Origin of the sequence: Paenibacillus sp. G2S3, assembly GCF_030123105.1 — a bacterium.
GTDB lineage: Bacteria > Bacillota > Bacilli > Paenibacillales > Paenibacillaceae > Paenibacillus_AQ.
This window is the reverse complement of the sequence record NZ_CP126095.1, coordinates 705,608-726,871: the sequence shown is the minus strand read 5'-3', so window position 1 is coordinate 726,871 and position 21,264 is coordinate 705,608. Positions and strand designations below refer to the sequence as shown.

Sequence of the window (21,264 nt, the reverse complement as noted above, 5' to 3'; positions counted from 1 at the left end):
GTTTAGTCCTCCAATTCGTAGCGGTAATCCTCGATCACCGTGTTGGCAAGTAGCTTTTCGCACATTTCCTTGAGACGCACTTCTGCTTCAGCACGGTTATCCGTATCCAAAGTCAGCTCCATATATTTCCCAATACGCAAACTTTCAACTTCTTGAAAACCTACCGAATGAAGTGCTCCTTGCACTGCTACACCTTGTGGATCGAGAACGCTCTTCTTAATGGTGACATATACCGTCGCTTTTAACATATGCTTGTAGTTCCTCCTAAATTTTTATGTGTATATACTTTCTGAAAGCTGAAACTCTACTAAAAGTAACTCTAGCTTTAAAAACATACACTTCATTTATTCCCATGAGTAAACACACAATGTTGAGCTATAAAGACTTGCCAGTAAGACGATGATAAATGTCCAGATAACGGCGCGTTGTTTCTTCAACTACTTCTAGTGGAAGTGGATCAGGTTTGCTATTTTTATCCCAGGAGGATGCAGATAGATACGTACGAACGGGTTCTTTATCCATACTATCAATTTCGATATCAAGAGCGTATTTGTCCTTGGCCCAGAAACGTGAAGCATCCGGCGTAAAAATCTCATCAATCAGAATCACCTTGCCATCCAGCAAGCCGAATTCAAATTTGCAATCTGCTAGAATGATTCCCCGCTCAGCACAATACTCTCTGGCAAAAGAGAACAATTGCAAGCTCTTCTCCTGTAGCTCGAGTGCCAGATCAGCACCGATTAGCTCCTGCATCTTTTCAAAAGGAATATCCTCATCATGACCTACATCGTTTTTAGCCGCAGGGGTAAAGATTGGCTGTGCCAGCAGCGCATTTTTGCGCAAGTTCTTAGGAAGCTCAATACCATTCACTTTGCCAGTTTCTTGATACTGTCTCCAGCCCCCACCGGTGATGCACCCACGCACAACACATTCGATATCGATGCGCTCTGCTTTGCGTACCACCATAACACGGTTTCTGAGAGCTTCCTTGTCCTTAACGATATCTCCGAGCAGATCCACATCAATATGAACGACATGATTCTCCATTAGCTCTTTGGTCTTTCCGAACCAGAACGCACTCAGACGGTTAAGCACATTGCCCTTTTCAGGTACCGCTGGGTCCAGCACATAGTCAAAAGCAGATATCCGATCCGTGACGACGATCAGTACATTCTCCCCTAAATCGTATAGCTCACGAACCTTCCCTTTATAGAGCAGCGGCGCATTGATGAGTTCCACGGCTGTGGATACGGCCGACGATGTCATGACCTTTCCTCCCTTGAACTAATGATCATTAATTATTACTTGAGCGAAAGCGTCACTTACAAAGGCGAAATATCTATTGGTCAATCGGTCCACTACAAGAAATATTTGGACTTCCGATCGCTGTTATCCTCAGATTTCTTGATTTGAACTGCTTTTCGCGGTAGAAATCCGAGGATAAAGGCGAACGCTAACGCTTCTACAGTTCCAAAAATTCTCTTCGTTCCTTATTAACCATCGGTATTTCAATTCTGCACAACGCTAACCGCTCGTACTATTCCAAGCTCCTTAGTTCACCACTAACCTATCTTTTTTTAGATAAGTTCTAGCTTGCGGAAGATGGTGTCCACATGCTTAAGGTGCCAAGAAGGGTTAAATGCATCTTCAATTTCTTCTGGGGTAAGAACGTTAGTGATCTCAGGTGTAGCTTCCACGATATCGCGGAATTGCTTTTGCTCTTCCCATGCTTGCATCGCACGCGGTTGAACGGTATCGTATGCTTGCTCACGGCTAAGACCTTTGTCGATCAGTTTAGTCAAGATCCGACCGGAGAAAGGAACACCGAAGGTACGATTCATGTTACGCTTCATATTCTCAGGGAATACAGTCAGGTTCTTCACGATGTTACCGAAACGGTTCAGCATGTAGTTGAGCAGCATTGTCGCATCCGGAAGAATGATACGTTCCACTGAGGAGTGCGAAATATCGCGTTCATGCCAGAGTGGCACGTTCTCGTAAGCTGTAACCATATGTCCGCGAATCACGCGGGACAGGCCGGAAATGTTCTCGCAGCCAATAGGGTTTCGTTTGTGAGGCATAGCGGATGAACCCTTTTGACCTTTGGCAAAGGCTTCTTCCACTTCACGAATCTCACTCTTTTGCAGAGCGCGGATTTCGGTAGCGAATTTGTCTAACGATGTCGCTACCAAAGCAAGAGCAGCCATGTATTCAGCGTGACGGTCACGCTGCAGAGTTTGCGTCGAGATCGGAGCAGGGCTTGTACCAAGCTTGCGGCAAACGAATTCTTCTACGAAAGGATCGATGTTAGCATACGTACCGACGGCTCCGGAAATTTTACCGAATTGCACACCGTTCGCAGCATGACGGAAACGCTCCAGGTTACGTTTCATTTCTTCGTACCATAGTGCCATTTTCAGACCGAAGGTAGTTGGCTCGGCATGAACACCATGCGTACGACCCATCATCGGCGTATCTTTGTAAGCAATAGCTTTGTCTTTAAGGATCTCAATAAAATTGATGATATCCTTCTCTAGAATCTCGTTCGCCTGACGGAGCAAGTAACCCAGTGCCGTATCTACCACGTCAGTAGAAGTAAGACCGTAGTGTACCCATTTGCGTTCTGCGCCAAGGCTCTCAGAAACCGCACGTGTAAATGCGATAACGTCATGACGTGTTTCTTGTTCTATTTCATCAATGCGCGCGATGTCGAATTTAGCGTCCTTACGTAGCTTAGCTGCATCTTCGTGCGGGATGACTCCCAGCTCAGCCCATGCTTCACAAGCGCAAATCTCAACTTCCAGCCACGCTTTGAATTTATTTTTCTCCGTCCAAATAGCTCGCATCTCAGGTCTGCTGTAACGTTCGATCATATTCTTTAGTTCCTCCAAAGTTTAGATTGCTCCACCCAGGACAAGCCGTCTCCGGTATCCTTGCAGAGCAGATTGATATGGCCCATCTTGCGGCCGGTCTTACTCTCAGTCTTGCCATATATATGAAGCTTAGGTACAACACCCAGCTTATTATCTTTTTCGTCCTGTGTACAGGTCGCTTTAATGGCGCCATCCAAATGCTGGCCTAGTACATTCACCATAACTACAGGTGTCAAAAGCGTTGTATCGCCTAGCGGCAGATTACAAATCGCCCGGACATGCTGCTCGAACTGTGAAGTCGTGCAAGCATCCATGGTGTAATGCCCTGAGTTATGCGGCCTTGGTGCCAGCTCATTGACGAACAATTGTCCGTCCTCTGTGACGAACATTTCTACTGCTAGCAGTCCAACCGCATCAAGTCCAGCGATTAATGTCTCTGCCAATTCGCATGCTCTCCGCTGAATGTCCTCTGCCACTCTTGCAGGCACAATGGACAGATGCAAAATATTATTCACATGAATATTTTCCGACGGCGGGAAGCTCTTAACCTCACCAGAAGCACTGCGTGCAGCAACAACGGATATTTCACACTTAAAAGCTATAAACTTCTCAAGCACAAGCTCCGGTACAACGGCTCCAGGTGCTACTTGCCGGAAGGCTTCTTCCAGCTCTTCCTCCTGACGGATCACGGCTTGTCCCTTGCCGTCATAACCGCCTGTGGCTGTCTTCAGCACACAGGGTAGTCCAAGCTCAGCCGCCGCCATTTTCAGCTCCGCAAGGTTATCCACCTTCCGGTACGGGGCGACGGGTACGCCTGCCGCCTCGATGGCGGCTTTTTCGCGCAGCCGATGCTGCGTCGTATACAGCAGCGCGCTGCCCTGCGGCACGTACGATTCCTCCGTCAACAGCGCGGCAACGCCCGCGTCAACGTTCTCGAACTCGTACGTGATGACGTCCGAGCGGCGGGCTAGCTCCCGCGCCGCCTCCCGGTCGTTATACGCCGCTGTAATCTGCGGCGTAACTTGACCGCTAGGCGCATCCGGCGCAGGGTCCAGCGCCACGAAGCGGTAGCCCATGGCGCTGCCAGCCAGCGCCATCATGCGCCCGAGCTGCCCGCCGCCGAGCACGCCGACGGTCGCGCCGGGCAGTAGCGTCCGGACGGTGTCCGTGCCGGACGTATCCATAGCGGCTGGCGAATTTCCGCCGCCAGCCTCCTTCAGCTTCAGCTCCTCCGGTCTCATAAGCTGTCGCTGCTTTCAAGGACTTCGTCACGGATCGCATCCCGCCGCAGCTGCGCGCGCTGCTGCACTTCTGGATCGAACGCTCCGATAATCTGTGCGGCCAGGAGGCCTGCATTAATGGCTCCTGCCTTACCAATCGCTACCGTTGCCACTGGAATGCCTCCTGGCATCTGCACAATGGAGAGAAGCGAATCTAGGCCATTAAGCGCCTTCGACTGCACTGGCACTCCAATCACAGGCAGGATCGTCTTTGCTGCCACCATACCCGGTAAATGCGCTGCACCACCCGCTCCTGCAATAATGACGCGAATGCCTCGGCCCGCGGCTTCCTCTGCATAGCTGAACATCAAGTCCGGTGTCCGGTGCGCAGATACTACCTTCTTCTCATAAGATAATCCCAGCTCTTCAAGCACCGTACAAGCGTGCTCCATCGTATCCCAATCCGATTTACTGCCCATGATAACAGCTACCTGCACAGACATGATTCGACCTACCTTCCAGTCACTAGTATGGATATCTTTATCTTGTAAATTCGAATTAAAAAGCCCGATGACCAGACGCATTTTGCTGCGGGAGGATCGGACTAGTAAAGAAATTAGGAAAAAATAATCCGCGTGCCTATCACTAGGCTGCATTAAGCGCGGAAAATGGCATAATGCATCATTCCGTTACCCGGACCGCATTGCCGCATTCTATCATCCTATTTCCTCGTAGTCCGGTAATTTACGGTTCCCGGTAGAAACTTCCGGGCCATATCCCCGGTTTTATACGAGTTGCTCATGACATCAGTTTAACAATCCCCTACACAGGATGTCAACTCAAACACGAACATTGGTAAATTCCGATTAATAATCGTTCGCTTTTAGGCGTATTTAATTTCTCAATAGCCACTTATTTTGATGATAAAGACTTCTTTCCGTACACTATTAGCTCTAACAACAGATGTTATATTAACTGTAGAATAGGCTTCATGGAAATACATATAATTCCTTTACTGGATATGAATTTAGTCATTTCCTTTCTTAATAATGAAAAAGGAACGCCATAAGCGTCCCTTTTAACTTCATATTATTTTACTACCAGCACTGGAATGCGAGCGCTTTGTACTACATTATGGCTGACACTGCCCAGAACAAATTCACGTATTCCGCCAAGTCCGCGGCTGCCGATAACAATTACATCTATAGCATGTTCCTTAGCATATTTCAAAATCACTTCAGCGGGAGATCCTTGTAATAACTCAACCTCAGCATTCAAGCCTTCAGCCTCAAGGCGTCCCTTCACCTCTTCCGTAGTCTGCACTGCTAAATCATAATATTCTTTATTTACTGAAGCCGGTAGTGGTGCAAGAGCTTCTCCGATAAAAAATCTTGGGAATTCAAATGCGTGTACGACGTGCAGCATAGAACCTGGAGTTACTTTTGCGAGTTCGATTGCGCGCTCCAATGCTTGATTAGAAGCCTTAGATCCATCATAGGCGAGTAAAATTTTAGAGAATAACATGTACGCCACCTCTTTTTCTAGTTTGTAATCATAAAGACTATCACCTTAAAAAATAGCTGTACAAAAAGATATTCAGCAACAGAAGTAACGGAATTCCGATCCTAAAGGACATATGTCGCGTCTTGTGGCGCTTACGATACATGGCAATCAGCACGCCTAGTGCCCCGCCCATAGCTGCCAGCAGAAAAAGTGTCTTCTCAGGTACACGTTCTCGCCGTTTACGGGCTTTGTTCTTGTCTTCGGACATCACTACATATCCGATAATATTAATTACCACAAACCACAACATTATAACCTTGACCATTCTCCCGGGCTCTCCTCCTTGCTTCCTATCTATCTCTATTATATTCCTCTTTTTCACAAAAACCAATCATCCTTACACGTTCTGATAACTTCTCAGCCCGCCTTTTACGTTTCACTGCTTCGTTTCCTTCATCCATATCCATGACAACACCGCAGCCAGCGCCGCCGCAATCCCGCCCAGCCAGAAACCCCCGGTCAAACCATATATACCGCTCATCCAGCCTGCTACGAACGGTCCCGCCGACATACCTACCGCATAGACAGCTTGATAGAATCCCATAGCTGTTGCTCGTTTATATGGATCTACTTCTGACACCGACTTGCCTAGCAACAATGGGAAAATAAGTCCCTGCATAAATCCGTTTCCTACCTGAGTTAGACAGAGCATCGCTAGCGTCGGCATAGAAGGAATAAGAAGTGTAAATAGTGCACTTCCCGCGAAGCCTATGAGAAGCGTTCCCCTGTCTCCCAGTAGCCTTCCGAATGTCCGTGAGCCGTAGAGGGTCGCGATAGCATGTGGAATCATAAAAGCGAGCGTCAACCAGCCCAAGCTTTCTTTGCTTGCTCCGATATTCAGAGCTTGGTTCGGCGTATATCCGAACATCGTTATGAATAGCACACAATGTGCCAACACTGACAGCAGTGAAACTCTTACCAGAAGTGGCTCCTTCATAACACCCGCCAAATCTTTGAGCTGGATCGCACTTTGCCGTTTCTCCTGTTTTTGTTCAGGCAATCGCAGAGCAAGCAGTAGTGCCGCAATCGCTACGATTCCGCCAATCAGAAACGGGGTATTCCAGCCCCAATGCTCCACCATATAGCCACTGATCATCATACTGGTCAATTGGGCGATTACCGTAGTGAATTGCAGCATGCCCATTGCTTTTCCAGCTTCCTCTTTCGGGAAATATCCCGCGAACATCACAGTGTACACAACCCACGCGGAAGCCGCTATACCGGATACTGCACGTGCTGCCAATGCCCAACCAGGTTGTGCTCCCCACATAAAAAGAAAGCAGCTGGCTCCGCTCGCAATCAATCCCAGATAGATAAACGGACGACGCCGATTCAAATAATCCGAACCTATGCCAATTGGCAGTCGGAACAGAATCTGCATTAGCCCATATACGCCAAGCACCATACCCACCATAAAATACGATGCTCCCAAATGCTCCACATAAGGGGAAAGCACCGGAACATAAATATAAGAAGAGAACCAGAACATAAATACAATAACGAGAAAGAAAAACCTGCTACCACCCAGCCCCTGCGGGCTATCTGCTGCTTTTAGTTGATCCACTTGTTGTTCAGCTGCCACCCTAATCACCTGCTCTATGTATTTGCTTAACATTCTAATTCAAAGCCTATCTGTAAACCACAAAAACTTACGCGGACAGAAAAAAGGCTACTGAGCACACTCAGCAGCCTTCATTATTTAAGCAGAAGTTAGTAGCAACAACAGGTTAGCCTCCCTCTCTACTTCTCCTTCTTTTGCTCCTTCAAGCGCTGCTTTCAGCAGTTCCCCAAGGTTAGAGCCAATGCTTTCTTGTTTACTATATTGCTGCACCAGCTTTTGCTGTTCACGTTTATTTACATGCTTGTGGTCTTTATCCAAGGTTTCTGTGATTCCACAGCCCAGACATTGTACGAACATGCCTGCTTTACCTTCTTTAAGCTCCATTTTCTTATGGCACTGTGGGCAGCGGCGATTCGATAGTCTTTTCTCTCCGGCGCGGGTATAACCACAGTTATCTGCAGGGCACACAAGCAGCTTGCCACGTTTGCTCTTTTCTCCAGTAGTCTTGTACCGCATTCCGGACAATTACTGTTTGAGACATTATGCGGTTTGTATTCTGCTCCACTAGTTTTGACGCCAGTTACAAGTTCCTGTGCCATACTGCGGATGCCTTGCAAGAAGAGCTCTGGCTTGCCTTGACCACGCGCTATTTTCTCCAGCTCAGCTTCCCAGCGAGCGGTTAGATCTGGTGTCCGTAGCTGTGTGGATACCAACTCAATAAGCTGCTTGCCTTTACCAGTCGGATGCAGCAGATTCCCTTGGCGTTCAATGGTATCGGAGCTACCAGCTTCTCGATAATATCCGCGCGGGTTGCCGGGGTTCCCAGTCCGTGCTTCTCCATTTGCGTCAAAAGCGATGCTTCATTATAACGCTTCGGTGGCTGTGTTCGTCCAGGACGAACCATACATCGACCAATCGTGACAGTTGCCCCTTCGCGCAGCTCAGGTAGCTTCACACTCCCAGCTGCTGGCTCATCCGATGGCTCCTCGTCGTCATCGTTACTCATATCTCCGCCGTACACTTCACGCCAGCCAGCATCTTTTACCGTCGTTCCTTTGACATGGAAGTTCTCGCCTTCCACATTGACGGTGACAGCTACCGCATCATAACGAGCTGGTGGGAAGAACAAGCTGATAAAACGCCGCACAATCAGATCATACAGCTTACGTTCCTCGGTACTCAGACCATTTAACAATACGGTCTGCTCTGTCGGAATAATAGCATGGTGATCGCTTACTTTGCTATCATCCACGATTCGCTTCGTAATCGGCAGCGGTTTGCGCAGCAGTGGACGTGCCAAAGCTGCATATGGACCGACAGCCACACTGTCCAATCTTTCCTTGAGTGTGCCTGTCATATCTGAAGTTAAGTAACGGCTGTCCGTACTGCGGGTAAGTGACCAGCTTGTGCTGCTCATATAGCCGTTGAAGCACACTGGAGGTCTGCTTGGCGGAGAAGCCGAACTTCCGGTTCGCATCACGCTGTAATTCAGTCAGATCATACGCAAGAGGATGCGGTTCGCTCTTCTCACTCTTCTGTACCTTTATAATACGGCCGCTGCGTCCTGTAAGCTTATCCTTTAAGCTGACTGTCTTATCCTTTTCGAATATCCGTCCATCTCCATTACTAGCCCGCCAAGCCGCTTGGAAATCCCCGAAATCTGCAGTCAACGTCTCAAAATCAACGGAACGGAAACCCGTAATCTCCTGTTCACGATCCATAATCATCCCTAATGTCGGCGTTTGTACCCGTCCTGCGGAAAGCGGCGAACCAAACTTGCAAGTCAAAGCTCTCGTGACATTCAATCCAATCATCCAATCCGCCTCTGCGCGGCAACGTGCAGATTCATACAGACGATCAAAATCGCGACCTGGTCGGAGCTTTGCGAATCCTTCTTTATCGCTTTATCCGTCTGAGAGGATATCCAGAGCCTCCGGAACGGCTTTTTCCACCCAGCCATATTCATAATCCAGCGAGCCAGCAGCCCCCTTCACGGGCAGCATCTGTAGCAACAATAAGCTCCTCAATGTCCTGACGCTTCATTAGATGCTGAACAGCCTTGTATTGTTGGTTCGTCTCCCGAAGCACCTTCAGTTTGCTCTTCTCCGGTAAAATCGGCAGATCCTCCAAAGCCCAAGTTGCAAACTTTTTATTATAATCCTCAGGCTCTGCCAGGCCGACCAAATGTCCCAGCGCCCAGGTAACCACATATTTTGGACCTTCAATATAGCTCTTCTGTTTATTATTACATCCCATGACCCGTGCGATCTCGCGTGCAACAGACGGCTTCTCCGCCAATACTAATGTCTTCATAATGCTCCCCTTTCCACATCAAATTTCATTATAGCATTAAATGAATGTTAGCAAATATCGTCAGGCTTTACCGGATGACTCCATTACACATTAAATACACCAATCAACTAAAACTCATTGGGTGAAATCTACATCCCATTAGAAAAATCCGTATCTGCTAGGCAGACACGGACTCTTTTTTGCTTATTGGATTATTAATTACTCTTGCTCCACCTGAATCGTTTGCTCAAGCTCTGGATAATAATGTTTAACTTGTTTTCCCTCTTCATCCTTTAATGCTTTATGATCCTCGTCAATGGAGTAAGTAAACGGCTTAACTGTAATTGTCTTTGGTGTTTGCGGGAACGGACTGAAATCTTTGTCTACCATAGGATGCGTTGTAGACGGCAAGTTGAATGCCCCACCTGAAGAATACGCATTGCCCTGATCATCCACAATTTCATAGAACATTTCAGAGGTTCCGTATCCATCCTTTTCTTTCACGCTTGGCACTTTACCTTCTTCGTTAAGGATTAATCTGCTTGTCGCAGGGGTTAATTCTAGTTTGGTAATGGTATAACTGAATTCTTGTGTCCCTTTCGTTTGGTTCAGATCAAGCTTGATAATTCCTTCCGTTACTTTTTTCACCGGCACCTTAATTTCAAAAGGATCATCAATTTGTGTAACCGGCACACTGATGCTTAATTCAAATTCATTTCCCAAAGTCTCTATATTACTTAGATTTCTATAATCATATAAAATAGTATTCTTTTTCCTCAACATCACCAAATGATGACATTTGGCTCTCCAGATTTTTTCCATTCGGCAATTTTACTTCTGCTGAGCCCAACAAACCTCTTTCTGACTGGTTCATTGTCACTTTCGCATACTGCTGTACTATTACCTCTGGATCGTACTCAATCGGTTCAATAATCATTTCTGCCATCATCTTATCATTATCAATGCCTTCCCGTTCAATCGCAAAAGCCAACCGCGAGCCGTCATAATAGGCATCGGTAACCTTTAAGGTCACTCCATCATGGGTAATGCTTTGGTTAGGGGCAGTAGATAATCCTTTTTCTCAGCAGCATTAAGACCTTTATCGTCAATATCCTTAAAAATACTTCCCACAACAGGAATCTGCTTCAGTGTTTCAGCCATGACTGGGGATACAAATCCGCTACCGATTATCCCCGCACCCAACACTGCTGCTGCAGAGGCGGCCACCAATGTTTTACTCAAGAACTTATTGCCACGGTTTCTAGACGTTCTTTTTCCATTTCATCGTCTCCTATTCGCTTCATAATTGAATCGCTAAAACTATCTACCGGCATCTCATGATTTTGGAACGTTTGACGAATGTGCTCCATCTTCTGACTTTCAGTTAGATCTTGCCATTTCTCCATGAGGACTTCCTCCTTCATTCATTCTTTGCCGGACTAACTTTTTGCGTAGACGTTCAAATTTTTTACGTAAAGTAGCTGAATTACAATCCATAATCTGACCCATTTCTTCAAAACTGTACTGCTCTACCACCTTAAGAATCAGAAGATTGCTCTCTTCGGCTGTCAGGTCATCCATAAACAACTTCTGCAATGGCTCCTCGTCGTTTGGATTATAAAGGCTTTGGGCTGTTGTTCTTTATATAGTGACAACAGTCTGTTCCATCGCTTTCGTTTGCGAATCTCGTCTAGGCAATGATTGTAGGCCACTTTATACAGCCATGCATTAAAAGATACTCGTTTCTCATAACGTCTGAGTTCTTGATACACTTTTACAAAGATATCTTGCACGGCATCTTCTGCTTCCTCATGACTTCTCAAAATATAGTAGCAGTAAGTATAAATCCTTCTTTCGTAGGCTTGTATTATAGTTCTATAGGCTTCTCGGTTACCCGCAAGAACCTGGTTTATAGCCTCTTCAATTATTGTTTGATTCATTTGGGCCCCGGGGCTGTGACGTTCCAAAGAATCACCTCCTTGTTATTGACTACAACTATATAACGAATCTGATCCCTTTAATTGTGACAGGCCCAAAAATTTCTTCCAAATATGTTAAAAGCATCAACACACTTTAAATAAAAAAGCGATTGCCCTGAGTGAAGTTCGGAGAATCGCTTATATAATAATATTCCATATTTACAAACAATTTACTTATTTATCGTTATCTCTCAACTCTATACATGCTTCAAAAAATGCAGTATCACTATTCTGGCCACGTACATATATTCCAGCATCCGTTACAGCTGAACGTAAAACAGTCAGTTCATCCCCAAGCTTAGCTTCCTGTGCATAAGTAATCCGGAATCGTTTGATCTCTGCCGTATCCCATTCCGTTAAACTGAGCGCATCACAACACAAATCCCCATATCGGGCATTATTCAAATGTCCGTTGTTATCCAGCCCACTGTATCTTACTTGATACCGATAGCCTTCATTCATAGGGATATCAGAAGGGATCGTTACCTTAACAGGCATATCACCTACTGAGTCGCCATTATAATGCTTCACCTGAACTGGAAGAGCGCTCGGTCTGAGTATTTTTCTCTTCTCAATATCAACTAAGGCCCATATTGAACGTGCTGTAGCGATCTCTATATCATCCTCATCAAAAATACGAAAATCCCGCTGCCATAACGCCCCTTTAGTACCTTTACTCCAAGTACGAACAGTCAGCTGATCATTTGGACGAGGAACACGCTTCAATTCAAGATCGAGCGTAATCATCATCCAGCCCATTCCGGCATTCAAAATCTCTTCTATACTTATCCCCAAATTGCCCACTGCGAAGTCCGCAGCGCATTGCATAATATCCAGAATAAAGGATAACTTGCCCTTCGATCGATAATCCGTATCACTCGTATGAACAGAAAATTGCTCTATCCACACAAGTTTGCTACTGTTGTCCATTGTTTATCCTCCTGCCATGCAAAATATCCTTGCATTCACTTGAAGTATCCACATATCCCACTGCTCTATCCACATAAATTGGGGACTACTTTCGATTTTGAATATATTTGATTCTTTCATCCACATGTTAGTAACTTTTATTTTTTCGTTATTTCCCCATAACTTATCCACATTATTTAAATTCAACGATAAAGGGAACAAAAAAGCCATTGTTGATAAATCAACAATGGCTTCGTGTGCTTGGCAACGTCCTACTCTCCCAGGACCCTTCGGTCCAAGTACCATCGGCGCTGGAGGGCTTAACGGTCGTGTTCGGGATGGGTACGCGTGGAACCCCTCCGCTATCGCCACCAAACGGGCATTTACAGCGTAAATGCTCAGGCTTAATCGCCTGAAAACTGAATCCGAATTGAATTTGCGTTCTAAGTATAGGATAAGCCCTCGACCGATTAGTATTGGTCAGCTCCATGCATTACTGCACTTCCACCTCCAACCTATCTACCTCGTCGTCTTCAAGGGGTCTTACTAATTGGGAAATCTCATCTTGAGGGGGCTTCACGCTTAGATGCTTTCAGCGCTTATCCCGTCCGTACGTAGCTACCCAGCCATGCTTCTGGCGAAACAACTGGTGCACCAGCGGTACGTCCATCCCGGTCCTCTCGTACTAAGGACAGCTCCTCTCAAATTTCCTGCGCCCACGACAGATAGGGACCGAACTGTCTCACGACGTTCTGAACCCAGCTCGCGTACCGCTTTAATGGGCGAACAGCCCAACCCTTGGGACCTACTTCAGCCCCAGGATGCGATGAGCCGACATCGAGGTGCCAAACCTCCCCGTCGATGTGGACTCTTGGGGGAGATAAGCCTGTTATCCCCAGGGTAGCTTTTATCCGTTGAGCGATGGCCCTTCCATGCGGTACCACCGGATCACTAAGTCCGACTCTTCGTCCCTGCTCGACTTGTAGGTCTCGCAGTCAAGCTCCCTTATGCCTTTGCACTCTTCGAATGATTTCCAACCATTCTGAGGGAACCTTGGAACGCCTCCGTTACTCTTTAGGAGGCGACCGCCCCAGTCAAACTGCCCGCCTGACACGGTCCCCGTACCCGATAAGGGCACTAGGTTAGAACCTAGATACGATCAGGGTGGTATCCCAACGGCGCCTCCACCGAAGCTTGCGCTCCGATTTCTACGGCTCCCACCTATCCTGTACAGATCGTACCCAAATTCAATATCAAGCTGCAGTAAAGCTCCATGGGGTCTTTCCGTCTTGTCGCGGGTAACCTGCATCTTCACAGGTATTAAAATTTCACCGGATCTCTCGTTGAGACAGCGCCCAAGTCGTTACGCCATTCGTGCGGGTCAGAATTTACCTGACAAGGAATTTCGCTACCTTAGGACCGTTATAGTTACGGCCGCCGTTTACTGGGGCTTCGGTTCATAGCTTCGGGTTACCCCTAACCACTCCCCTTAACCTTCCAGCACCGGGCAGGCGTCAGCCCGTATACTTCGCCTTGCGGCTTCGCACAGACCTGTGTTTTTGCTAAACAGTCGCTTGGGCCTTTTCACTGCGGCCCCCTCGTGCTATTCACACTACCGGGGCACCCCTTCTCCCGAAGTTACGGGGTCATTTTGCCGAGTTCCTTAACGAGAGTTCTTCCGCGCGCCTTAGAATTCTCTTCTCGCCTACCTGTGTCGGTTTGCGGTACGGGCACCTTCTCCTGGCTAGAGGCTTTTCTTGGCAGTGTGAGATCATGACCTTCGCTACTACAATTTTCGCTCCCCATCACAGCCCAGCCTTAACGATGTGCGGATTTGCCTACACATCAGCCTCACTGCTTAGACGGACATATCCATCAGTCCGCGTCACTACCCTCCTGCGTCACCCCATCGCTCATAGCGGATTACGGTGGTACAGTAATTTCAAACTGTTGTCCTTCGACTACGCCTTTCGGCCTCGCCTTAGGTCCCGACTTACCCTGAGCGGACGAGCCTTCCTCAGGAAACCTTGGGCTTTCGGCGGATCAGATTCTCACTGATCTTTTCGTTACTCATACCGGCATTCTCACTTGTATGCTGTCCAGCGCTCCTTACGGTACACCTTCAACCCACATACAACGCTCCCTACCCCAGATACATACGTATCTAGCCATAGCTTCGGTGGTGTGTTTAGCCCCGTTACATTTTCGGCGCAGAGTCACTCGACCAGTGAGCTATTACGCACTCTTTCAATGGTGGCTGCTTCTAAGCCAACATCCTGGTTGTCTGTGCAACTCCACATCCTTTCCCACTTAACACACACTTGGGGACCTTAGCTGATGGTCTGGGCTGTTTCCCTTTTGACAATGGATCTTAGCACTCACTGTCTGACTCCCGGCAATAAGTATATGGCATTCGGAGTTTGACTGAGCTTGGTAATCCTTGCGGACCCCGCACCCAATCAGTGCTCTACCTCCACTACTCTTATACCGAGGCTAGCCCTAAAGCTATTTCGGGGAGAACCAGCTATCTCCGAGTTCGATTGGAATTTCTCCGCTACCCCCACCTCATCCCCGCACTTTTCAACGTACGTGGGTTCGGGCCTCCAGTGCGTGTTACCGCACCTTCACCCTGGACAGGGGTAGATCACACGGTTTCGGGTCTACGTCCACATACTAAATCGCCCTATTCAGACTCGCTTTCGCTGCGGCTCCACCTTCTCGGCTTAACCTTGCATGTTAAACGTAACTCGCCGGTTCATTCTACAAAAGGCACGCCATCACCCATGAATAGGGCTCTGACTTTTTGTAAGCACACGGTTTCAGGTTCTATTTCACTCCCCTTCCGGGGTGCTTTTCACCTTTCCCTCACGGTACTGTTTCACTATCGGTCGCCAGGTAGTATTTAGCCTTAGCAGATGGTCCTGCTGGATTCATACGGGGTTTCACGTGCCCCGCACTACTCGGGATCCGTCTCGGAGAGAACACAGTTTAGGCTACAGGGCTTTTACCTCTATCGCGGGCCTTTCCAGACCTCTTCGCCTACCATATTCCTTTGTAACTCCATGTGAGACGTCCCACAACCCCTAAGAGCAAGCTCTTAGGTTTAGGCTGTTCCGCGTTCGCTCGCCGCTACTGACGGAATCACTATTGTTTTCTCTTCCTCAGGGTACTTAGATGTTTCAGTTCCCCTGGTCTGCCTCTACATTTCCTATGTATTCAGAAATGAGTAACTGCGAATTACCACAGCTGGGTTTCCCCATTCGGACACCCCCGGATCAAAGCTTGCTTACAGCTCCCCGAGGCAGTTTCGTTGTTCGCCACGTCCTTCGTCGGCTCCTGGCGCCTAGGCATCCTCCGTGTGCTCTTATTAGCTTAACCTTGATTTCTCTTTCGACAAAAATCTCACTAATAACATTTACTTGTTTGCACAAGTTGCTAAAAGATGTTCTAAAACGCAAATTCGTTTCGGTATCCAGTTTTCAAGGATCAAGTCTTACTTGAGAGCTTAAACTCTCAAAACTGAGCAACGAGTGAGTAACAGGCCTAAACCTGAGATTTGGAAGTTTAACTTCCGATTTGAATGTTTCCATTGCAGGAAACGATTCTCCATAGAAAGGAGGTGATCCAGCCGCACCTTCCGATACGGCTACCTTGTTACGACTTCACCCCAATCATCTACCCCACCTTCGGCGGCTGGCTCCCTTGCGGGTTACCCCACCGACTTCGGGTGTTGTAAACTCTCGTGGTGTGACGGGCGGTGTGTACAAGACCCGGGAACGTATTCACCGCGGCATGCTGATCCGCGATTACTAGCAATTCCGACTTCATGCAGGCGAGTTGCAGCCTGCAATCCGAACTGAGACCGGCTTTGATGGGATTGGCTTCACCTCGCGGCTTCGCTTCCCGTTGTACCGGCCATTGTAGTACGTGTGTAGCCCAGGTCATAAGGGGCATGATGATTTGACGTCATCCCCACCTTCCTCCGGTTTGTCACCGGCAGTCACTCTAGAGTGCCCAACATTACTTGCTGGCAACTAAAGTTAAGGGTTGCGCTCGTTGCGGGACTTAACCCAACATCTCACGACACGAGCTGACGACAACCATGCACCACCTGTCTCCTCTGTCCCGAAGGCCGCTGCTATCTCTAGCAGATTCAGAGGGATGTCAAGACCTGGTAAGGTTCTTCGCGTTGCTTCGAATTAAACCACATACTCCACTGCTTGTGCGGGTCCCCGTCAATTCCTTTGAGTTTCAGTCTTGCGACCGTACTCCCCAGGCGGAGTGCTTACTGTGTTAACTTCGGCACCAAGGGTATCGAAACCCCTAACACCTAGCACTCATCGTTTACGGCGTGGACTACCAGGGTATCTAATCCTGTTTGCTCCCCACGCTTTCGCGCCTCAGCGTCAGTTACAGCCCAGAAAGTCGCCTTCGCCACTGGTGTTCCTCCACATATCTACGCATTTCACCGCTACACGTGGAATTCCACTTTCCTCTTCTGTACTCAAGTCACCCAGTTTCCAGTGCGACCTTAGGTTGAGCCCAAGGTTTAAACACCAGACTTAAATGACCGCCTGCGCGCGCTTTACGCCCAATAATTCCGGACAACGCTTGCCCCTACGTATTACCGCGGCTGCTGGCACGTAGTTAGCCGGGGCTTTCTTCTCAGGTACCGTCACTCCGATAGCAGTTACTCTACCGGACGTTCTTCCCTGGCAACAGAGCTTTACGATCCGAAAACCTTCATCACTCACGCGGCGTTGCTCCGTCAGACTTTCGTCCATTGCGGAAGATTCCCTACTGCTGCCTCCCGTAGGAGTCTGGGCCGTGTCTCAGTCCCAGTGTGGCCGTTCACCCTCTCAGGTCGGCTACGCATCGTCGCCTTGGTGGGCCGTTACCCCACCAACTAGCTAATGCGCCGCAGGCCCATCCCTCAGTGACAGATTGCTCCGTCTTTGATTCTTCCTTCAGGAGAAAAAAGAAATTATCCGGTATTAGCTACCGTTTCCGGTAGTTATCCCAGTCTAAGGGGCAGGTTGCCTACGTGTTACTCACCCGTCCGCCGCTAAGTTACTTTGAAAGCAAGCTTTCAAAGTAACTCCGCTCGACTTGCATGTATTAGGCACGCCGCCAGCGTTCGTCCTGAGCCAGGATCAAACTCTCCAATTAGTATTGAAAAGAGCGATATGCTCATTTTGAAACATCTGACGAGAAAATTAATTCTCTAATTTTGGATTTCACTTTCGTGATTTCCTACTCACTCGTTGTTCAGTTTTCAAAGATCAAGTTCTCGTTGGCGCCGTTTAATGTCTCAGCAGCAACTCTTATAATATATCATGTTGTTCTCAGTAATGCAAGCTTTATTTTTCGAAAGCCGTTTATGTAACTCTCTCAAACATTGCCTGTACGCTGTCTAACAACGCTTAACTATAATAACCTATCTATTCATAGAAAAGCAACCCCTAATAGAAAAATAAACAACCAGCTTAATTATTAAGCTGGTTGTTTATTTAATAGAGTTATGATTCTAGCTATGCAAATTAATAGTATTTTGCTGCGGTATATTTACTAGAAGCCTTAATAAAATCCGTATCCTTCTTACTCTTCGCTGCCGAAGCATCCACCGTGGTATCAATAGTAACCCATTTTCCATCCATCAATACTTCATTCCATGCATGGTATTGCGTAACGTAGCTAGTGTTTCCCATCACCAATTTAGCAGGCACATCTACACTACGCAGCATTGCGGCAAAAAGGGAAGCATAATCATAGCAGATTCCTTTTTTAGTATTCAAAGTGTTGTTAATGTTCGGAATGTAATCAGTTGTTACGTTATTAGCAAGAGAATAGTCGTATTGTACATTAGCAACTACATAGTTATAGATTGCCTTAACTTTCTCTTCATCTGTTGTTTTGCCTTTTGTAAGCTCTTTGGCCTTAAGGATCGCTTTATCTGAAGAACTCCATTTCACATTCTGTACGGAGCCCAAATATACGGAATTCGAGTCACTCATGGTTACATCTACTACTTCGGAATATAACGCTTTGTATTTATTACCGGTTGTGTTCTCAAGAACAGAAACCTTATAAGTACCATTACCTTGTTGTAAAGGGAAGTCCTCAGCTTGTCCAGAAGCATATAAGTTATATGTATAGCTGCTGTTGTCTTTAGTGATCATGAGTTTGATTCTTTTATCTTTCGGAATATCATAGTTAATCCCAATAACACCTTGAGCCACTTTCGATGTAATCAACCAGCCCGCATCTACACTTGCGGCTTGAGCTGTGCTTACCGGAACCGCAGTAATCAGTACGAACAGCGCGACCATCATAAAATAAACCTTTTTCACGGATAAAACCCCTTTCGGTAGCTGGCTGCCATCCTTTCGGGAAGGCCCTTTAGCTTTGCGTCCCTACCTTTCGATAGGTTTGCCGTTATCGTATAAGCTCTATCTGTCCTAATTTCACTAGACAAATTAATAGAATCCATTTAAAACAAACAAAAAAAGCCTCTTCATTCGGTAACTGGCTGCCATCCTTTCGGGAAGGCCCTTTAGCTTTGCGTCCCTACCTTTCGATAGGTTTGCCGTTTATCGTGTTTAGCTTTTATAGTCTTATACTACCATATTTATCCTCTTAAACAAGAACAAAATTGCTAGATTTGCTATTATTTTATAGTTATTTCTCTGTATTTAAATTCTCTTGTCATTTCTCATCTGTTATTAGAAAAGTTTGGCATGAACAATCAAGCGATGTGTAGGATCTACTAGTGGGTCACACGTAATTAGAGTAAGAATTTTATCCTTGTTATTCCCGTCTAGAACAGACACATCACTAGGAAGTACAACAGAAATATCATAAACCTCGTAATTATAAGTCTGATCGCTAGTCTTTACCGTAATCGTATCCCCAATAACAACCTCATTCAATCTGTTAAACAATCTGCCCGCAGTTCTAGCTCTATGTGCAGCTATTGCGGCGTTCCCTATTTCTCCAATTGGAGTCGTTTCTTTCATATGGGCCGCAGCATGCTTCATATTCGCTTTAGTAGCCCCTTCTAATACAGGCAGCTTCAGATCGATCTTATCGATCTGAATTAATGCGATGACTTTGCCACCCACTTCAATTTCCGGTTCTGGCTTTTCTGTTTCTTGCGGCTGTGCTTGTGCATCTAGAGCTGATTCCTCCGCTAGTAGCTGAGTGACCTCGGCATATCTGCTCTTCAGATCAGGTGGTGGAGTACTTTCACTGGTCCTCAGTTCAGCCGATTCTAATAGCTTATCCTGCTGCCAGTCGTTATACCATTCGTTAGCTTTTGGATAGAGCATGATAAGGATCCCAGCCAGTATGAGCACATACGAGAATTTACGCATGATTTTCACCTCCGTGGATTGGTTCTACTGAACTTTAGAATACCCATTTCCGACTTCCGAAGAAGTTAATGATCACCGTCACAAACGTTACTAGTACCTTAGAGATCAACACTTGAATGCCTAGTTTGTCAGTCAACAGATGCATTAGCAACAGCGATATTCCTAGCACTACCAGGTTCAGTACGATAAACTTCAACAACTGCGTCTTATCAAAACCCTCTTTATTGCCACGATCACGATCCTTGAAGGTTACTTTTTTATTCAAAATAAAGCTGTTCGCTGTTCCTGCACTATAAGAAATCACCTGTGCTAACGCATATACCATCCCAAGTGAGTTCAGTAATGTGAAAATTACGAAATCAATGAGGGTATTTACCAGACCTACAGCATTAAATTTGAGAAACTGTATGAATGCAGTCCGAAAGTTCTTATCTGACATCTTTGTAATCCTTCCGGCGATCTACTTCTTCTTCGTTACGATATCCTATAGTCTCACTGACAATATACAACGGTCTATCCTTAGACTCGTCATAAATCCGTCCGATATACTCTCCGATTACACCTAACAGCATCAGAACAATACCGTTAAAGAGCAAATTGACCCCTACAATGGAAGCCCAGCCTGGAACCGTCCATGAGGTGAAGAAGATTCTTTGAAACAATACGAAGAATAAATAGAGAAAGCTAGAGAAGGAAAGAAAGAATCCGACATACGTAGCAATCTTAAGTGGCTTATGCGAAAAGGAAGTGATCCCATCCAGCGCAAAACGAATCATTTTCTTGAGAGGATACTTGGTTTCTCCTGCAAAACGTTCTTCCCGCTCATATTCCACCATCGTCTGCTTAAAGCCGACCCAGCTTACCAAACCTCTGACATACCGATTTTTTTCCTTAAGCCCCCGCAAGACATCACATACCTTACGATCAATAAGACGGAAATCACCTGTATCCGTAGGAATGTCTACACTTGTCATGCTGCTGAGCAACCGATAGAAGAGCTTAGCCGTTACCTTTTTGAACATCGTTTCTCCACGGCGCTTCAGACGCTTCGCATACACAACATCATAGCCCTCTTTCCACTTCTCGATCATTTGCAAAATGACCTCTGGTGGATCTTGAAGGTCAGCGTCAATAACAACGACCGCTTGACCTTCTGCATAGTCCATGCCAGCTGTAATCGCTACCTGATGTCCGAAATTACGCGAGAAGTCAATTAGCTTGACGCATTCATCCCGATCACTGATCTCCCGAATCATCTGGGCCGAACGATCACGACTTCCGTCATTTACGAAGACTAGCTCATAAGTATCGCCGCATTCGTCCATTACTTTTTTCAAACGTTCATAAGTAACGCTAATTACTTGCTCCTCATTGAACATGGGTACAATTACACTATATCTGGCTTTCACCTTTATTCCTCCTAAAAGCTTTATGGAGCGTTACATCTTAATATTCTTCATAATAACGCTGTGAGCATAAACTTATTGTTATAGA

19 protein-coding genes, 3 rRNA genes, 1 pseudogene and 3 riboswitches are annotated in these 21,264 nt (G+C 46.6%); all 23 genes and pseudogenes read right to left on the bottom strand.

All coding sequences use genetic code 11. From position 1 onward, the window contains the following. Window positions 1-2: 2 nt before the first annotated feature. Complete coding sequence (purS, locus tag QNH28_RS03280; protein ID WP_036680912.1) at window positions 3-248, bottom strand: phosphoribosylformylglycinamidine synthase subunit PurS; 246 nt, start codon at window positions 246-248, stop codon at window positions 3-5. A 127-nt stretch (window positions 249-375) separates the two neighbouring features. Then, entirely contained in the window at window positions 376-1,266 is an 891-nt protein-coding gene (locus QNH28_RS03275) for a phosphoribosylaminoimidazolesuccinocarboxamide synthase (RefSeq protein ID WP_076286947.1), read from the bottom strand. 311 nt (window positions 1,267-1,577) lie between these two features. Then, the gene (purB, locus tag QNH28_RS03270; protein WP_283910146.1) at window positions 1,578-2,873 is read right to left on the bottom strand and encodes an adenylosuccinate lyase; all 1,296 of its coding nucleotides are present in this window, start codon (window positions 2,871-2,873) and stop codon (window positions 1,578-1,580) included. Window positions 2,874-2,878: 5 nt separating this feature from the next. Next, entirely contained in the window at window positions 2,879-4,057 is a 1,179-nt protein-coding gene (gene purK / locus QNH28_RS03265; RefSeq protein WP_283912039.1) for a 5-(carboxyamino)imidazole ribonucleotide synthase, read from the bottom strand. 53 nt (window positions 4,058-4,110) lie between these two features. Continuing rightward, on the bottom strand, window positions 4,111-4,596 hold the full coding sequence (gene purE / locus QNH28_RS03260; protein ID WP_060626906.1) for a 5-(carboxyamino)imidazole ribonucleotide mutase: 486 nt from the start codon (window positions 4,594-4,596) through the stop codon (window positions 4,111-4,113). Between the two features lie 209 nt (window positions 4,597-4,805). Beyond that, window positions 4,806-4,906: riboswitch (purine riboswitch) on the bottom strand. Window positions 4,907-5,182: 276 nt separating this feature from the next. After that, window positions 5,183-5,617, bottom strand: a complete 435-nt coding sequence (locus tag QNH28_RS03255) for a universal stress protein (protein ID WP_283910145.1) — start codon at window positions 5,615-5,617, stop codon at window positions 5,183-5,185. Window positions 5,618-5,657: 40 nt separating this feature from the next. Continuing rightward, window positions 5,658-5,921, bottom strand: coding sequence for a DUF1294 domain-containing protein (locus QNH28_RS03250; RefSeq protein WP_042193264.1), 264 nt, complete (start codon window positions 5,919-5,921; stop codon window positions 5,658-5,660). Window positions 5,922-6,032: 111 nt separating this feature from the next. After that, window positions 6,033-7,238, bottom strand: a complete 1,206-nt coding sequence (locus QNH28_RS03245) for an MFS transporter (RefSeq protein WP_283910144.1) — start codon at window positions 7,236-7,238, stop codon at window positions 6,033-6,035. Between the two features lie 117 nt (window positions 7,239-7,355). Continuing rightward, a pseudogene (locus QNH28_RS03240) lies at window positions 7,356-9,530 on the bottom strand (DNA topoisomerase III). A 198-nt stretch (window positions 9,531-9,728) separates the two neighbouring features. Beyond that, window positions 9,729-10,292 (bottom strand): DUF5643 domain-containing protein, encoded by a 564-nt coding sequence (locus tag QNH28_RS03235; protein WP_283910143.1) that lies wholly within the window; start codon window positions 10,290-10,292, stop codon window positions 9,729-9,731. Further along, the gene (locus tag QNH28_RS03230) at window positions 10,261-10,500 is read right to left on the bottom strand and encodes a hypothetical protein (RefSeq protein ID WP_283910142.1); all 240 of its coding nucleotides are present in this window, start codon (window positions 10,498-10,500) and stop codon (window positions 10,261-10,263) included. Before QNH28_RS03230 ends, QNH28_RS03235 begins: the two co-directional genes overlap by 32 nt. A 38-nt stretch (window positions 10,501-10,538) precedes the next feature. Further along, the gene (locus QNH28_RS03225; protein WP_283910141.1) at window positions 10,539-10,751 is read right to left on the bottom strand and encodes a DUF4179 domain-containing protein; all 213 of its coding nucleotides are present in this window, start codon (window positions 10,749-10,751) and stop codon (window positions 10,539-10,541) included. Next, window positions 10,748-10,915: a hypothetical protein gene (locus QNH28_RS03220; RefSeq protein WP_283910140.1), complete on the bottom strand. Its 168-nt coding sequence runs from the start codon at window positions 10,913-10,915 to the stop codon at window positions 10,748-10,750. The genes QNH28_RS03225 and QNH28_RS03220 overlap by 4 nt, the downstream gene beginning before the upstream one ends. Then, window positions 10,890-11,090 (bottom strand): sigma factor-like helix-turn-helix DNA-binding protein, encoded by a 201-nt coding sequence (locus tag QNH28_RS03215; RefSeq protein ID WP_283910139.1) that lies wholly within the window; start codon window positions 11,088-11,090, stop codon window positions 10,890-10,892. Before QNH28_RS03215 ends, QNH28_RS03220 begins: the two co-directional genes overlap by 26 nt. Further along, complete coding sequence (locus QNH28_RS03210; RefSeq protein WP_283910138.1) at window positions 11,078-11,449, bottom strand: RNA polymerase sigma factor; 372 nt, start codon at window positions 11,447-11,449, stop codon at window positions 11,078-11,080. The genes QNH28_RS03215 and QNH28_RS03210 overlap by 13 nt, the downstream gene beginning before the upstream one ends. 213 nt (window positions 11,450-11,662) lie before the next feature. Further along, window positions 11,663-12,418 carry an acyl-[acyl-carrier-protein] thioesterase gene (locus tag QNH28_RS03205; protein ID WP_283910137.1) on the bottom strand — a complete coding sequence of 252 codons (756 nt, stop codon included), beginning with the start codon at window positions 12,416-12,418 and terminating at the stop codon, window positions 11,663-11,665. Window positions 12,419-12,656: 238 nt separating this feature from the next. Beyond that, window positions 12,657-12,773 (bottom strand): 5S ribosomal RNA (gene rrf / locus QNH28_RS03200). Between the two features lie 74 nt (window positions 12,774-12,847). Then, window positions 12,848-15,775: ribosomal RNA gene (locus QNH28_RS03195) — 23S ribosomal RNA — on the bottom strand. Between the two features lie 234 nt (window positions 15,776-16,009). Then, window positions 16,010-17,566 (bottom strand): 16S ribosomal RNA (locus QNH28_RS03190). The 16S, 23S and 5S rRNA genes sit together here, the layout of an rRNA operon. Before the next feature lie 371 nt (window positions 17,567-17,937). Then, on the bottom strand, window positions 17,938-18,747 hold the full coding sequence (locus tag QNH28_RS03185; RefSeq protein WP_283910136.1) for a transglutaminase-like domain-containing protein: 810 nt from the start codon (window positions 18,745-18,747) through the stop codon (window positions 17,938-17,940). 13 nt (window positions 18,748-18,760) lie between these two features. Beyond that, window positions 18,761-18,841, bottom strand: a riboswitch (cyclic di-GMP riboswitch). Between the two features lie 73 nt (window positions 18,842-18,914). After that, window positions 18,915-18,995, bottom strand: a riboswitch (cyclic di-GMP riboswitch). Window positions 18,996-19,119: 124 nt separating this feature from the next. Then, window positions 19,120-19,770, bottom strand: a complete 651-nt coding sequence (locus QNH28_RS03180; protein ID WP_283910135.1) for a class D sortase — start codon at window positions 19,768-19,770, stop codon at window positions 19,120-19,122. Between the two features lie 34 nt (window positions 19,771-19,804). Continuing rightward, window positions 19,805-20,209 (bottom strand): GtrA family protein, encoded by a 405-nt coding sequence (locus tag QNH28_RS03175; protein ID WP_042184722.1) that lies wholly within the window; start codon window positions 20,207-20,209, stop codon window positions 19,805-19,807. Continuing rightward, window positions 20,199-21,179 carry a glycosyltransferase family 2 protein gene (locus tag QNH28_RS03170; protein WP_349655032.1) on the bottom strand — a complete coding sequence of 327 codons (981 nt, stop codon included), beginning with the start codon at window positions 21,177-21,179 and terminating at the stop codon, window positions 20,199-20,201. The genes QNH28_RS03175 and QNH28_RS03170 overlap by 11 nt, the downstream gene beginning before the upstream one ends. Between the last annotated feature and the right edge of the window lie 85 nt (window positions 21,180-21,264).

Coding starts and splice junctions, on each gene's coding strand:
- purS (WP_036680912.1), bottom strand. CDS start 248: ATGTTAAAAGCGACGGTATATGTCACCATTAAGAAGAGCGTTCTCGAT.
- QNH28_RS03275 (WP_076286947.1), bottom strand. CDS start 1,266: ATGACATCGTCGGCCGTATCCACAGCCGTGGAACTCATCAATGCGCCG.
- purB (WP_283910146.1), bottom strand. CDS start 2,873: ATGATCGAACGTTACAGCAGACCTGAGATGCGAGCTATTTGGACGGAG.
- purK (WP_283912039.1), bottom strand. CDS start 4,057: ATGGATACGTCCGGCACGGACACCGTCCGGACGCTACTGCCCGGCGCG.
- purE (WP_060626906.1), bottom strand. CDS start 4,596: ATGTCTGTGCAGGTAGCTGTTATCATGGGCAGTAAATCGGATTGGGAT.
- QNH28_RS03255 (WP_283910145.1), bottom strand. CDS start 5,617: ATGTTATTCTCTAAAATTTTACTCGCCTATGATGGATCTAAGGCTTCT.
- QNH28_RS03250 (WP_042193264.1), bottom strand. CDS start 5,921: ATGGTCAAGGTTATAATGTTGTGGTTTGTGGTAATTAATATTATCGGA.
- QNH28_RS03235 (WP_283910143.1), bottom strand. CDS start 10,292: ATGTTGAGGAAAAAGAATACTATTTTATATGATTATAGAAATCTAAGT.
- QNH28_RS03220 (WP_283910140.1), bottom strand. CDS start 10,915: ATGGAGAAATGGCAAGATCTAACTGAAAGTCAGAAGATGGAGCACATT.
- QNH28_RS03215 (WP_283910139.1), bottom strand. CDS start 11,090: ATGGATGACCTGACAGCCGAAGAGAGCAATCTTCTGATTCTTAAGGTG.
- QNH28_RS03210 (WP_283910138.1), bottom strand. CDS start 11,449: ATGAATCAAACAATAATTGAAGAGGCTATAAACCAGGTTCTTGCGGGT.
- QNH28_RS03205 (WP_283910137.1), bottom strand. CDS start 12,418: ATGGACAACAGTAGCAAACTTGTGTGGATAGAGCAATTTTCTGTTCAT.
- QNH28_RS03180 (WP_283910135.1), bottom strand. CDS start 19,770: ATGCGTAAATTCTCGTATGTGCTCATACTGGCTGGGATCCTTATCATG.
- QNH28_RS03175 (WP_042184722.1), bottom strand. CDS start 20,209: ATGTCAGATAAGAACTTTCGGACTGCATTCATACAGTTTCTCAAATTT.